Source organism: Prochlorococcus marinus str. AS9601 (assembly GCF_000015645.1).
Lineage (GTDB): Bacteria > Cyanobacteriota > Cyanobacteriia > PCC-6307 > Cyanobiaceae > Prochlorococcus_A > Prochlorococcus_A marinus_O.
In genome coordinates this window covers 948608-960840 of the sequence record NC_008816.1, presented here as the reverse complement: position 1 = coordinate 960840, position 12233 = coordinate 948608, and the positions used below count along the sequence as shown (strand labels likewise).

Below are 12233 nucleotides of genomic sequence, written 5' to 3'. Positions count from 1 at the left end.
TTATTTACCTACAACCCATGTATCTTTGCATCCTCCACCTTGAGAAGAATTGACGACTAATGATCCTTTTTTTAATGCTACCCTCGTTAGCCCGCCTGGGCTAACCCATGAATCTTTTCCTCTTAAGATGTATGGCCTTAAATCAACATGACATGGATATAGTTCTCCATCACATAACGATGGCACAGTAGATAATTCTAACGTTGGTTGTGCTATGAAATTTCTAGGATTATTTTTAATTTTATTAGCGAATTCTTCTATTTCACTGGTTGTTGAGTGAGGTCCAATTAACATTCCATAACCACCGGCTTCTGCTACAGACTTAACAACAAGTTTTGATAAATTTTCTAGAACATATTCTCGATCCTTTTGGTAATGACAAATATACGTTTCTACATTTTTAATAATAATTTCTTCATCAAGATAATATTTAATCATTTTTGGAACAAATGAATAAATCATTTTGTCATCTGCTATTCCAGTACCAGGTGCATTTGCTAAAGCAACATGACCTGCCTTAAAAACATCAAGTAATCCGCTGACACCAAGGCAGGAATCTTTTCTGAAATTAAGAGGATCTAAGAAATCATCATCAATTCGCCTGTAAATGACATCTACTCTTTTTAATCCAGAGGTAGTTTTTAAATATACATAATCATCATTACAAACTAAGTCATGACCTTGAACTAGTTGGATGCCCATTTCTTGCGCTAGATAACTATGTTCAAAATAAGCACTATTAAAAATTCCTGGAGTTAGTAGAACTATCTTGGGAGTGTCAGTCCAAACAGCAAGTTCTTGAAGCGTTTTTAAAAGATATGATGGATATTCATCAATTGGTTTTACTATTCTTCCTGAGAAAAGATTAGGAAAAATATTTTTCATAACTAATCTATTTTCTAAAAAATAAGCAACCCCAGAAGGGCACCTTAAATTATCTTCTAAAACATGCCAATCTCCTTTTCTATCCCTTATTAAATCAAGTCCCGAAATTTGACACCATTTATTTAGTGGAGGTTTGAAACCTATCATCTGAGGTCTCCAACCTTCTGAACTCTCTATTAATTCTCTTGGAATTATTCCATCATTTATTATTTTTTGAGAATTATAAATATCATCTAGGAATAAATCTATTGCCTCAAGCCTTTGTTTTAGGCCTTTTTCTAACGTTACCCAATCATCTTTACTAATTATTCTGGGAAGTGGATCAAAAGGTAATATTCTCTCAGTACCTTTTAAACCAGTATCGTTTAATCTAAAAGTTGCACCATGTCTTAGTAATAATTTTTTTGCGGCAGAGTGATTCCTGTTTAATTCTTCAAGTCCCATATTATCTAAAGATGAAAGAAGTGGAATCAATATTTCTCTAGCAGAGTTTACATTGTCCTTAAAGTATTCATCAAAACTATTTTTAGGCTGATAACTTGAAAACATATATTTCATCGTTTAGTAACTTTTACTTTAGCTTTATATCTTTATTCGTATTTATGGCTACCAAAAATAATATCTCTTGACTAGATCTATATCATTATTTTGATCATTGAAGTATATTTCTTAAAAATCTAAAAAGCATGAGTTCTAGTAATTGGCAATTTGTTTTTTTTAGATATTTCGCAAGCTTTCTTTTTATCCTCTCTCATAGTTTGCTGGTTCTTGATCATCTACCAGTAGGGGCGGCACTTCACGGACTTGGGGAAGTTTTTATTGCACCTTGGGCTTTTAGGGAAAGAGCATGGGATCTTGTTGTTATTGCAGTTTTATTTTTCTTCTTCGATATCTGGGGACTTATAAACACTCCTTGGAATTAACTGATATTATTTATTTACTAATTATTGGAAAATCATAATAAAAAATGATTTCATATTTTAATCAAATTTATAAAATAATTTTTCTTTTATTACTTACGAATAGTTCCAGTTTATATGCACATAATTTATTTAATGGTGGTTGCAAAGAACATTGCGGCCAAAAAGTTAAAGTAATAAGTAATAAAAACAAATTAAAAAATATTGATGATCGAATAAATATTGAGAGTAAAAATTCTTGTTTAAATAAATCACTATGTAGGGGTTAACCTCTCTAGATTTTTTAAATTGTTTTATGAAAGTTTTTCTTTGATAATTATCATTAAAGTACTATTTGCTTGATAATTTTTATTAGGAGGATTTATTTGATTTTTAATTAAAAAAATAAAAGTATATATTAACGGTAGAAGTAATGATGATGCGGCAACTAAAGCAATTATCTGGTTCAACCTAATAAATGGTTTTTTTATAAGATCCTCTCCACACAAGCCACAAATTAAAGTACCATTAGACGATTGTTTTTGAAATTGATATTTAGGATTGCAATATGGGCAATAATATTGAACCATTTTAAAATTTTATTACTTTAATCATTATCTATAAAATTAAAAGAAAGTCATCTTAATAAAAAAAGAGGGCTTAAATAAGCCCTCTTTTATCTCTTACTTATATTTTTTACTGAAGTTAAAAACGCACCTAAATCATGGATCCTTGTTGCTAACTTCTATTAAGCTAATGCTCACCAAAATTAACTAATTGTCTTTAACTGGGGCAAAAACTCTAGAATTAAGCTTGTTTCTTAAAGGGCACCTAAACGATGCAGAAGAAGGAAGCTTAGACATTAATAAAAAATAATTGGAGCAGTTAATTAAATTAGTTCGGTTTATTCCGAAATTTCAGGCAGGCTATCGATCATTTTGAAAGACCTCCTAGAACTCAACAATATAAAATTAGGAAAATATTTCTCTAATGACAATCCGTTTTTATACGCATTGCTTTTTAATTAAAAATATCCGAGAGTAGTAATCAATTGTGCTATTTTTTTTCAGATATTTTTAGTAAGTTTTGCTTATTTCCTTTGATATTTAATTCGTCTATCTTAATTTTAAATAATTGAGGAAGTCTTTTATGAAGCAGTCGAAAGAAGTTAGTAAAACTGATAAATCTAATCCCATAGACGAATATTTTCAATGTCTCTCATATTGCGATATTCACCCAAAAGGCATAGATAATGACTGTGAGGTCATTTGTATGGAAAGACATTTAAAAGCTAACTATTGGTAATTAATAAATTTCTACTTTTTACTTAAATCCCTTTGAAAAAAGGTTAGTACGAACTTTAAATTTCCATACATTTACAACACCTTTTGCATTAACTGCTGCAAGTGCACAATCATCAGGTCTCCATGATATTGCCCCTACCAAATCTCCGGCAAATGCAGCCCCAACTGGGTCTCCATTGCCGTCATTTTTTAGGAAACTTGCGACAACAGAACCATCCCTAGATCCTGAGGCTACAAGCATACCTTTATTTGAAAAGGCTAAGCTCGAAATAGGTTCTGTATGGTGACATAGCTCTCCTGGCATAGTCCCTTCTGGACCATTTCCTATAAAGCTCCATACTGTAATTCTTTCACTGCCGCTAGTCGCTAATAATTTTCCGCTGTCATCAAAAGAAAGGTGACTTGGTTTTCCAGGGTATCCAGTCATTTCAGCATCCATTCCTGTTGATCTTCTCCAAAAATGAACTGAATTGTCTTGACTCCCACAGGCGACTATATCTCCATCAGGGCTTAATTCCATAGATACCAATGATCCTTGCCATTCGAGTTTTTGATTCGTTTTATTATTAACTATGTCAAAGAATGTCACTCTTCCATAGCAAGCAGTTGCTAGCTCATTTTTATTTGACCACGTTATTGCACTTACTGTGCTTGGATGGTCTTCTGAGATCCATTTCTCTTCACCAATTTCATTAAAAACATATACTTTTTTTGAGGAAGCTATCGCTAGAAATAAACCGTCATTAGACCACTTGAGGTGTTCTACCCAACCTTTGCCAAGATCAAGTGTTTTAATAACTTTACCTTCATGGCAATTACAAATTTGAACATTTCCATCCTGACCTGATGTTGCAAAAATTTCACCCTCTGGATGAATTGCCATTGCTAGTAGACCACCAGAGTGAGTATTTTCTTTTTTCCAAATAATTTTTCCAGTATCTCCTTCGAACGAAAAAAGACCTCCTGCTACGTCGCCAACAATAAATTGTTTTCCTTTAAGAGCCCAGCCACATGCTATGGCGTAATCGTTAACTTCAGCAGTCCATCCTTCATGGAACATGCCTCTTGGGCTAAATGGTTCTATTTCAGGCATTTATCAAAGCCTTCTTGCATCTCTTTCTCATTTAAATTTCTACCGATAAAAACAAGTTGATTTCTACGAGGTTCGTTACCCCATTCTTTATCAGGTTGTGCAGTAAATAACATGTGAACTCCCTGGAAAACTATTCTCCTTGGGTTACCTGAGTAACTTATGAAACCTTTAGTTCTGAATATATCCACTCCTTTTTCTGATAGAAGTCTTCCCATCCAAGTATTTAGTTTTTCTGGGTCAACATCTCCAAAACGCTCTATAGCAATTGAGCCTACTTCATCATCATGTTCGTGCTCTGCTTGCCAGAATCTTTCAGTATTAAATGGAATCTCTTTATTTTCGTCACTTTTAATGACTTTCATATTGAATTCTTCAGCAGTGTGCTGTGTAAACAAACCTATTTTTGTTGGTTTTTCTATGTTCAGGATGAATGATTTATTTCCTTTATCCTCCAATTTGAGATTTATATGTTCTCCATATGGGATGGTATTTCCAGGATCTAAACTATTAGCTTTTTCTGCATAAAGTCTCACGGAGGATTCAGCACCATCTTTAAGTTCCTCTTCACTCTCTCCTTGGTTAGCGAGGGCTACTAAGGACATTTCTGGATCGGGTCCTTCTTCTAGCATTAATTCATATTTACCTGCATCAAGATCGTAAACACCTGTCCATTCAAAAGGATATTCTGGTTCAAGGAATGTTGGCCTGCGTTTAAGGATCTGATCAAGATCAAATGCACTTAGATTTAAGACTGTTTCAATTGGTACTTTGGCATTCTCGGCTCTAATAATTCGGGTCATTCGGTTCATGTCTCTCAATCTCGATTCAAGAGTATTTAGTGCATCATCAGAGACTAAATCAGTTTTATTAAGGACAAGAACATCTGCAAATGCCACTTGTTCTGAACTTTCATCACTCCTGCCTAACTGTTGATCAATGTGGGCAGCATCAACTAAAGTCACAATTCCATCAAGAGTGAATTCAGAACTAATCTCTTCATCCATGAAAAATGTCTGAGCAACTGGACCTGGATCTGCTAATCCTGTCGTTTCTACTAAAACATAGTCAAACTTATCTCTTCTTTTCATAAGGTTGCCAAGGACTCTTATTAAATCGCCGCGAACAGTACAACAAATGCACCCGTTTGACATCTCAAACACTTCTTCATCTGCATTAATTACGAGCCCTTGATCTATACCCACTTCACCGTATTCATTTTCAATTACTGCTATTCTTTTCCCGTGCTCTTCACTCAATATTCTATTAAGCAAAGTAGTCTTCCCTGATCCTAAGAATCCAGTAAGTATGGTTACAGGAACCTTTTCCTTAATACTCATTTCGCTCTGTTTTTAAAATGTAATGCTAACCATCAATATAATAATCAAAAAATCGAAATGAAAACCATTTTTATCTATAAAATTTTATTGATTAAGTGATCCCCAGTTACTTGCTAAATCAAAACCTGTTGTCTCATCACATGAGCCACCAAGCTCATTGACGATAGTGCACGTGTTATGAACTGCCACAGTGATAGTGTTTCCTTCCATCATTAGTCCATCGACAAAAATTTGATTAGAAGAGAGTGGGATAGAACTTTGCTTGCTTAAATTATTGACTAATTTTGAAGCAGGCTCTTGCTCCTTAAATATGACTTTGACATTTTCTTCCTTTAACTCATTTAAAACTTTTGATATGTTCTGAGGCCTCAGGCTAGATGAATGACCTAAGAAATCTAATAAACTTATCGTTTCAAAACCAAATGCATCGCCATAGTAATCCATAGCTTTGTGTTTTGAGACAATTACACGATTTGAAGAAGGGATAGTAGATACTTGTTTGACAATCCATTTATCAAGATCTTCTAGTGTTTTGTCAAAAGTTTTGAATCTATTAGAGATAGCTTTGCGTAGTTTTCTTTCAGACACGTCTTTTTTAAGACTTTTTGATACGACTTCACCCATCTTGATGATGTTATGAGGATCATGCCAGACATGTGGATCCACGCCTCCGTGATCATGATGGTCGTGGTCATCATGGTCATCATGGTCATCATGTTTCTTTGCTGAGTGTCCATGATCGTCGTGGTCATCATGGTCATCATGTTTCTTTGCTGAGTGTCCATGATCGTCGTGGTCATCATGGTCATCATGGTCATCATGTTTCTTTGCTGAGTGTCCATGATCGTCGTGGTCATCATGGTCACTATGATCGTCAATATCAATTGCGCTTACGCCTAAAACAACAGTGCTATTTCTCTTCACCCAATTCCTCATTGCGGGTGTCATTTCTGTCCCTAAAGTAAAAACTTTATCTGCCTTTTTTAATAATCTTGCCTGTTTTGGAGAAATTTTTAAATCATGAACATCTTGTTTTCTATCTACTAGACATATAACTTCATCGGAAGGGAGTGCTATAGATTTAACGATATCGCAGGTAAGAGGCTCAACTGCTACATAGTTTTTACTTTCAGCAAAGGCACCGTTTGTATTTATTGAGAATAATGCCGCACTAGCGATAAGTGAATTTCGGATAGATACTTTTTTATGAGATATATAGCTTGAAAAAATTCTCTTAAAAATTGACATAAAAAAAATGATAGATATTTTAAAATGATAATCATTTTCATTTTTATATGCAAGTTTAGGTATAAAATGTTTTTAAAGTAAATTATTTTCCATAATTAAAATATTATGGGGTTGTAAGTTCAATCATTAATGTCACTACTAGTAGCTGAAAATTTATCTTATTCGTATGCAAAAAATGTAAGCCCGGCTATAAGTAAAGTTTCTATAACAGTTGAACCAGGTACATTAACTGCTCTAGTAGGACCAAACGGAGCTGGCAAATCTACTCTTTTAAGAATATTGCAGGGACAATGTATCCCTGATAATGGCCAGATAACAATTGACGGGGAGAAGTTAATTAGACAAAGATCTCAGGTGGCACTCATGCCACAAAGAAGCTCTATGAATTGGAAATTTCCAATAACTGTAGAAAAACTAGTTTCATTAGGACAAATAAAATACTCAAAATCAAAAAGTAGTAGTCCTTTTCAAATAAAAGCTCTTCTTGCTAACCCTAATGCATGGATTAATAAATGCTGTGAATTGGAGGCCACAATGCAAAGAGTCGGCATTGCAAATATTGCTAAAAGAAGGCTTGATTCTTTATCTGGTGGACAACAACAAAGAGCTCTATTAGCCAAAACATTAATGTCTCCAGCAAAAATTTTCCTTCTTGATGAACCTTGTGCAGCTTTAGATCCACCTGCAAAGGAGGATTTTCTAAAAATTGTTCGTCAACTTGCTGATGCTGGTCTTTCTTTAATGGTGAGCAGTCATGATTGGGGTACCTCGTTAAATAGTTATGATCAAGTTATTGTTTTGGATAAAGGTGTATTGGCCTGTGGAAGCCCTGATTCCATAAAAGATAAATTAGAGGATATAAATATCAGCTCTATTGAGGATAATAATTGTTGTGATTAAAAAAATATTTAGTTTTAACTTTGTGCTTGATAGCAGTTCTGGCAAAGTCCGAAATACTCCAGGGTATGGAACAACAATTGGAATTTCTTTGGATTTGTTTTGGGTGTATGAATATCTTTTACAGGGCACCCTTCCATTTTTGAAGTCTCACCACATTGAACACATGTCAAATGATGAATGTCTCTATCTACGGGAGTGTAAAGAACCTCTCCTGTTGGGAGATGTCTAGAACGTATTAAACCATGCTTTATAAGAACTTGAAGATTCCTGTATACAGTTGTCAGTCCCATAGCTTTTCCGCTTTCAATCAATTGTCTATGCAACTCTTGACCGCTCAGTTCATCTTCACATTTATTAAGTTCTTCAAGAAGTTGTTCTTGTCTTTTGGTAATGTCAGGCTTAGTTACCATTGTTTCCGAAATCTTTTTTTTCCCCGTATTTTTGATCATACCGAATCAATAGATTAATGTCTTTTATTAATAGCAGTTGGTGGCTTGTTCCCTTAATAATAACTATTTTTTCAGGAATTCTATGTCCAGCTATGGGAACTGTATTAATAACACATAGGAGATTACTTCAAGTAAATTTAATCTCTCACTGCGTTTTGCCAGGACTTGCTTTAGCCTTAGCGCTTGGAATTCATCCTTCAATTGGTGGGGTTATCAGTGGTCTTTTAGGTTCTGTAATTGCGGAAAGTTTAACTAATAAAAAGAGTGAAAACTATGAAGCAATAATGAACACAATATTAGCCGGAATGCTTGGGTTTGGAGTCCTTATAATCCCTTTACTTGGAATAAGGATCGATTTGGAGGCAGTATTATTTGGCGATTTATTGACAGCAAATTTTGGAGATTTACTTAGAACAATAATTGCTTTTTTAGTATTTATACTTTTAATAACTTTTGGATATGAAAAGGTTGTTTATGTGGGAATGGATCCAGAAGGAGCATCCGCGAGTGGTATAAACGTTTCTTTATTAAATCTTGCTTTGAGTTTTACAACGGCATTAGTAATTGTTAGTTCAATGTCAGCAGTGGGAGTAATTCTTGTTATTGCTCTTCTTTCTACCCCAACACTGTTAGGGCTTAATAAGGCTCATAGTTTAAGAATTGCAATGATGAGGTCTTCATTTTTTGGATTATGTATCTCACTTCTGGGCTTTATTCTATCTATAGTCTTTAATTTGTCGCCTGGACCTGCAATTAGTGTTATTTGTGTCGCATCTCTTTTGATTCCTAAACTTCGTAAATAATTAAATCTTAAATGTCCAATCAGAGTTTAATGCTTGAGCTTCTGGATTGTTTTTTAAAGCTAGTTCCATAGCTTCTTTTTTATTATTAGCTATAACAACTTCATCAAATTCCTTTCCATTTTTTTTGAGACTTACTTTGAAACGCATAAAAATTATTTTATTAATCAAAAGTTAACCACTAAGCAACTAGATTTAAATACTTTTAAGAGTTAATTGATGAAATAGAAACTTTAGTTATTCTGAAGTTTTTCTACTACAGATTCTTTCTCAATCTTAGCTACATCCTGTAATCCATTAGCATCAAACCAAGGAGCGTTTTCCCAATTAAATCCTTCCCCAAAAGTATTGTCGGGAGCAGCTACGTACCAGTGACATGACGAATCGGGAACATCTACAGCACATTTTGACCAGTCAGCTTCCCATTGTGGAACTTGTACCCACATTACAGATGCTAATAAAAAAGAAAAAATAAAATTCATATTTATCGGTTAGCAAAATTTTGAAAGATTTTTTTCACATTCTTTCTTTCTTTTCTTCCAGTAATTCTCAAGTATTTGATATTTATGTTTATTTTTGAATTGACTTAAATAAATATTATTCTGATTAAGAACTGAAGTATTTTTGATTTTCATGACTCAGGCTGTCTGTGTAGCACATATTTAAGACATTTTATAGATTTTTTGAAGTGAATTTATACTTAATTTTGTCTTACTTTTGTGTAGGTAAGTATTTTTCGGGATTATTTTCAATATAAGTAAGCGAATATTTGACAATACCGACTATTACTGAAAAAAGAGCAATTGCCGAAATAAGAAAAATGATTTTTTTGTAAATGCTTTTCATGATTTTTTTGTGTTTTTGATTATTTTTTTCATAAACGCCCAATTTTTCTGAATGATTTAAATAATTAGTAATTTATACTGTAGCCTTTTAAATTACCTACGGAGTAAATTAAATACATCAGAAACTCCTCACACACTTATTTCTGATAACTTTAAAAGTACTCGACCGCAATGTTTGAGTACTTTTTGTATTTTTTGTGATGTGACAGTTAAGATAGAGGTCTATTAGGTATTACATATTTTGGAAATAAGTGTGATATTAAGTTTGTGTGTAGGAGGAATTGATTTATTTCAGTGGAAACAAGGAAACACTTGATATAAATCAATTTTAAAAGATCTCTCTCTGAGGGGTCTTTTTTTTTGGGATTTTTAGCAATACATATTAAATTCTGAATATAAAAACATATATGCTTTCTTCCAAAATAATTAGATATGTCATTACAAATTAGTAATTTAATTCGTTAGATTATGGTTCGTTAAATACTTCTGTTAATGAAAATACTTTTTTTAGCAATTTTAATTTGTTCAAGCTTTTTATTCCCTTCTTCATCATTTGCCTCACATGTAGAACTAAAACCTTGTGTAGAGATCGCTCATTGTGTACGAGAAGAATGGGAGGTTAACAATATTGAGAAACCTTTTGAAGAGATTAAAACATTTATCGAAAACACTCCAAGAACTGAGATTGTAGAAATAGATGGCGATTATCTTCATGCTGAGTCAACCAGTAAATGGATGAAGTATGTAGACGACTTAGAAGTATCCTTTCTACCTGAATCAAACATCTTATCAATAAGATCAGAATCAAGAGTTGGAGAAAGTGATTTGGGAGTGAATCAAAAAAGAGTTGATTTACTAAAATCTAAAATGTTTTAAGATAAAAAGTAAAAAAATAATTTATTTTTATTGTTTTTTGTATAACTTTTCCATTTTTAAAAAAAATTAGCAGATAAAAAAGTGATAATTGTCATCATGCCTTGATAATGGCAAATTTATTAGATTTTCTTTGAAAAGATGATCATAAATTTTATATATTTATTTTTATCTAGTTTTGTTTTTTTCTGGTTTTTTATAAACATTAAAAAATATGGACTTAAATGGATAATCAAAGGTCTTTTTCAAATTGGAATATTGGTATTATTCATTGGAGGGTTTTTCAAAATATTTTTCACCTTACCCCCTAATATAGTTATAAAAATATTTTTTCTTATTACTTATACATGGTGCACTGTTGGAATAAATGTAAATTTCATGATCCCTTTGATTAGTTTGATTGATCAAAAAATAGTGAAAAAATAAAACTAAAATAAGTCTTTATTGTCAGTACAAAAATAAATCTATTTGCTTAATCATTAAAATTTATAAGATTTATTTTTTCCTTTTTGAAAGTCTTTTTCTTGTATACCTAGTCTTTAATGCCAAGTCAGTCATTATGCATATTCCAAATAAAAGAAGGACTATTCCAATAAAGTATTTCATTATATTTTTTGTAATTACTATGTTAGAGATTTATCATTATGCCAACTAATTTTAATATCTATTTCTTGAGATAAATTTCTTGTAACTGGACATTCTTTGGAAGCTTTTTTCAAAAAATCAATAGTTTCATTAGAAGTGTTCTCTGGTATAAAAATATCTATTATTAGTTCTTTTATCTTCCTCTCGCTATGTTGTGTCATTACTTTTTCAATATTTAAATATATACCTTTCAAATCAAATCCTTTCGATTTAGCTTTGATTGCCATAATGGTTAGCAGGCAAGTACCTAGAGATGTCGCTAATAAATCAGTTGGGGAAAAACTTTCACCCTTACCGCAGTGATCTAAAGGTGCATCAGTTCTAATAAGACTTCCAGATTGTAGATGAATAGCCTCACAATTTAAATTTCCTAAATAAGAACATTTAACTTTAGTCATTTTAGAAAAATTAAATTAGGAAAATATTATTAATAAAAAATTATGGAACATAACAAGATTATTGATGAGAATTTTTATTTGCATATTAGTGGAGTATTAAGGAAATTCATCATTCAAGTTTTGAAATCAGTTTTTATATCCATATTCCTCTAAGCAATACTCAATTAATTCAATTGATTTATTAAGAGTTCTTTTATTTTTATTTTCTAGATCGAAACATTCATTTAAAACACGTACAGATTCGTTTAAGAATGATTCTTCTTTATTTTTTATATCTTTAACTTGATTTATATAAATTAATTTTTTAATCCCAATTAGGGAAAATATGATTATTGATATTGTAAAAATTGCTATTTTGAATTTATTCATACAATTAGTTATTACAAATATTTTAATTTACTTAATATCTAAAAACTTTACATAGCTTATAGAACTAAGTAATTACATATGTAGCTGCTGTTATTGCTATGGCAGTAATTGAAATGAAGATGTATGGAACAACCTTTAAAGGTATATATAGATTATTTTTAGACATAACTAGAACCTTCATACAAATA

The 12233-nt window shown here is 32.0% G+C and carries 16 protein-coding genes; 6 read left to right on the top strand and 10 right to left on the bottom strand.

From position 1 onward, the window contains the following. On the bottom strand, positions 1 to 1443 hold the full coding sequence (locus A9601_RS14530) for a circularly permuted type 2 ATP-grasp protein (RefSeq protein WP_011818575.1): 1443 nt from the start codon (positions 1441 to 1443) through the stop codon (positions 1 to 3). A 128-nt stretch (positions 1444 to 1571) separates the two neighbouring features. Here A9601_RS14530 and A9601_RS14525 point away from each other — a divergent pair, with 128 nt between their 5' ends. Both A9601_RS14525 and A9601_RS14520 read left to right on the top strand, forming a co-directional pair. Beyond that, positions 1572 to 1808, top strand: a complete 237-nt coding sequence (locus A9601_RS14525; protein WP_011818573.1) for a hypothetical protein — start codon at positions 1572 to 1574, stop codon at positions 1806 to 1808. A 44-nt stretch (positions 1809 to 1852) separates the two neighbouring features. Further along, the gene (locus tag A9601_RS14520; RefSeq protein WP_011818572.1) at positions 1853 to 2074 is read left to right on the top strand and encodes a hypothetical protein; all 222 of its coding nucleotides are present in this window, start codon (positions 1853 to 1855) and stop codon (positions 2072 to 2074) included. Positions 2075 to 2098: 24 nt separating this feature from the next. On the opposite strand, the gene A9601_RS14515 is transcribed toward A9601_RS14520, so the two are convergent. After that, entirely contained in the window at positions 2099 to 2374 is a 276-nt protein-coding gene (locus A9601_RS14515; protein ID WP_011818571.1) for a hypothetical protein, read from the bottom strand. Between the two features lie 559 nt (positions 2375 to 2933). Here A9601_RS14515 and A9601_RS18685 point away from each other — a divergent pair. Beyond that, positions 2934 to 3089 carry a hypothetical protein gene (locus A9601_RS18685; protein WP_167315825.1) on the top strand — a complete coding sequence of 52 codons (156 nt, stop codon included), beginning with the start codon at positions 2934 to 2936 and terminating at the stop codon, positions 3087 to 3089. 18 nt (positions 3090 to 3107) lie between these two features. Here A9601_RS18685 and A9601_RS14510 read toward each other — a convergent pair whose 3' ends face one another. The 3 genes from A9601_RS14510 to A9601_RS14500 form a co-directional block, all read right to left on the bottom strand. Then, positions 3108 to 4181: a WD40 repeat domain-containing protein gene (locus A9601_RS14510; protein ID WP_011818569.1), complete on the bottom strand. Its 1074-nt coding sequence runs from the start codon at positions 4179 to 4181 to the stop codon at positions 3108 to 3110. Continuing rightward, entirely contained in the window at positions 4169 to 5518 is a 1350-nt protein-coding gene (locus A9601_RS14505) for a CobW family GTP-binding protein (protein ID WP_011818568.1), read from the bottom strand. The genes A9601_RS14510 and A9601_RS14505 overlap by 13 nt, the downstream gene beginning before the upstream one ends. A gap of 84 nt (positions 5519 to 5602) precedes the next feature. Continuing rightward, on the bottom strand, positions 5603 to 6766 hold the full coding sequence (locus A9601_RS14500) for a metal ABC transporter substrate-binding protein (protein WP_011818567.1): 1164 nt from the start codon (positions 6764 to 6766) through the stop codon (positions 5603 to 5605). Positions 6767 to 6895: 129 nt separating this feature from the next. Here A9601_RS14500 and A9601_RS14495 point away from each other — a divergent pair, with 129 nt between their 5' ends. After that, positions 6896 to 7666, top strand: a complete 771-nt coding sequence (locus A9601_RS14495) for an ABC transporter ATP-binding protein (protein ID WP_011818566.1) — start codon at positions 6896 to 6898, stop codon at positions 7664 to 7666. 14 nt (positions 7667 to 7680) lie between these two features. Here A9601_RS14495 and A9601_RS14490 read toward each other — a convergent pair whose 3' ends face one another. After that, positions 7681 to 8115, bottom strand: a complete 435-nt coding sequence (locus A9601_RS14490) for a Fur family transcriptional regulator (RefSeq protein ID WP_011818565.1) — start codon at positions 8113 to 8115, stop codon at positions 7681 to 7683. A gap of 17 nt (positions 8116 to 8132) precedes the next feature. Here A9601_RS14490 and A9601_RS14485 point away from each other — a divergent pair, with 17 nt between their 5' ends. Continuing rightward, positions 8133 to 8918, top strand: a complete 786-nt coding sequence (locus tag A9601_RS14485; protein WP_011818564.1) for a metal ABC transporter permease — start codon at positions 8133 to 8135, stop codon at positions 8916 to 8918. Here A9601_RS14485 and A9601_RS18680 read toward each other — a convergent pair whose 3' ends face one another. Together A9601_RS18680 and A9601_RS14480 are read right to left on the bottom strand one after the other, a co-directional pair. Further along, positions 8919 to 9065 carry a hypothetical protein gene (locus A9601_RS18680; RefSeq protein WP_167315824.1) on the bottom strand — a complete coding sequence of 49 codons (147 nt, stop codon included), beginning with the start codon at positions 9063 to 9065 and terminating at the stop codon, positions 8919 to 8921. It lies immediately after the preceding gene. 83 nt (positions 9066 to 9148) lie between these two features. Then, positions 9149 to 9397, bottom strand: a complete 249-nt coding sequence (locus tag A9601_RS14480) for a hypothetical protein (protein WP_011376589.1) — start codon at positions 9395 to 9397, stop codon at positions 9149 to 9151. 855 nt (positions 9398 to 10252) lie between these two features. Between A9601_RS14480 and A9601_RS14475 the strand changes: the two genes are divergently transcribed. After that, positions 10253 to 10636, top strand: coding sequence for a DUF1499 domain-containing protein (locus A9601_RS14475; RefSeq protein ID WP_011818560.1), 384 nt, complete (start codon positions 10253 to 10255; stop codon positions 10634 to 10636). A gap of 620 nt (positions 10637 to 11256) precedes the next feature. Here the strand turns inward: A9601_RS14475 and A9601_RS14465 are convergent. Together A9601_RS14465 and A9601_RS14460 are read right to left on the bottom strand one after the other, a co-directional pair. Then, positions 11257 to 11676, bottom strand: coding sequence for an OsmC family protein (locus A9601_RS14465; RefSeq protein WP_011818559.1), 420 nt, complete (start codon positions 11674 to 11676; stop codon positions 11257 to 11259). 126 nt (positions 11677 to 11802) lie between these two features. Next, complete coding sequence (locus A9601_RS14460) at positions 11803 to 12045, bottom strand: hypothetical protein (RefSeq protein ID WP_011818558.1); 243 nt, start codon at positions 12043 to 12045, stop codon at positions 11803 to 11805. Positions 12046 to 12233: the final 188 nt, after the last annotated feature.

Coding starts and splice junctions, on each gene's coding strand:
- A9601_RS14530 (WP_011818575.1), bottom strand. CDS start 1,443: ATGAAATATATGTTTTCAAGTTATCAGCCTAAAAATAGTTTTGATGAA.
- A9601_RS14525 (WP_011818573.1), top strand. CDS start 1,572: ATGAGTTCTAGTAATTGGCAATTTGTTTTTTTTAGATATTTCGCAAGC.
- A9601_RS14520 (WP_011818572.1), top strand. CDS start 1,853: ATGATTTCATATTTTAATCAAATTTATAAAATAATTTTTCTTTTATTA.
- A9601_RS14515 (WP_011818571.1), bottom strand. CDS start 2,374: ATGGTTCAATATTATTGCCCATATTGCAATCCTAAATATCAATTTCAA.
- A9601_RS18685 (WP_167315825.1), top strand. CDS start 2,934: ATGAAGCAGTCGAAAGAAGTTAGTAAAACTGATAAATCTAATCCCATA.
- A9601_RS14510 (WP_011818569.1), bottom strand. CDS start 4,181: ATGCCTGAAATAGAACCATTTAGCCCAAGAGGCATGTTCCATGAAGGA.
- A9601_RS14505 (WP_011818568.1), bottom strand. CDS start 5,518: ATGAGTATTAAGGAAAAGGTTCCTGTAACCATACTTACTGGATTCTTA.
- A9601_RS14500 (WP_011818567.1), bottom strand. CDS start 6,766: ATGTCAATTTTTAAGAGAATTTTTTCAAGCTATATATCTCATAAAAAA.
- A9601_RS14495 (WP_011818566.1), top strand. CDS start 6,896: ATGTCACTACTAGTAGCTGAAAATTTATCTTATTCGTATGCAAAAAAT.
- A9601_RS14490 (WP_011818565.1), bottom strand. CDS start 8,115: ATGATCAAAAATACGGGGAAAAAAAAGATTTCGGAAACAATGGTAACT.
- A9601_RS14485 (WP_011818564.1), top strand. CDS start 8,133: ATGTCTTTTATTAATAGCAGTTGGTGGCTTGTTCCCTTAATAATAACT.
- A9601_RS18680 (WP_167315824.1), bottom strand. CDS start 9,065: ATGCGTTTCAAAGTAAGTCTCAAAAAAAATGGAAAGGAATTTGATGAA.
- A9601_RS14480 (WP_011376589.1), bottom strand. CDS start 9,397: ATGAATTTTATTTTTTCTTTTTTATTAGCATCTGTAATGTGGGTACAA.
- A9601_RS14475 (WP_011818560.1), top strand. CDS start 10,253: ATGAAAATACTTTTTTTAGCAATTTTAATTTGTTCAAGCTTTTTATTC.
- A9601_RS14465 (WP_011818559.1), bottom strand. CDS start 11,676: ATGACTAAAGTTAAATGTTCTTATTTAGGAAATTTAAATTGTGAGGCT.
- A9601_RS14460 (WP_011818558.1), bottom strand. CDS start 12,045: ATGAATAAATTCAAAATAGCAATTTTTACAATATCAATAATCATATTT.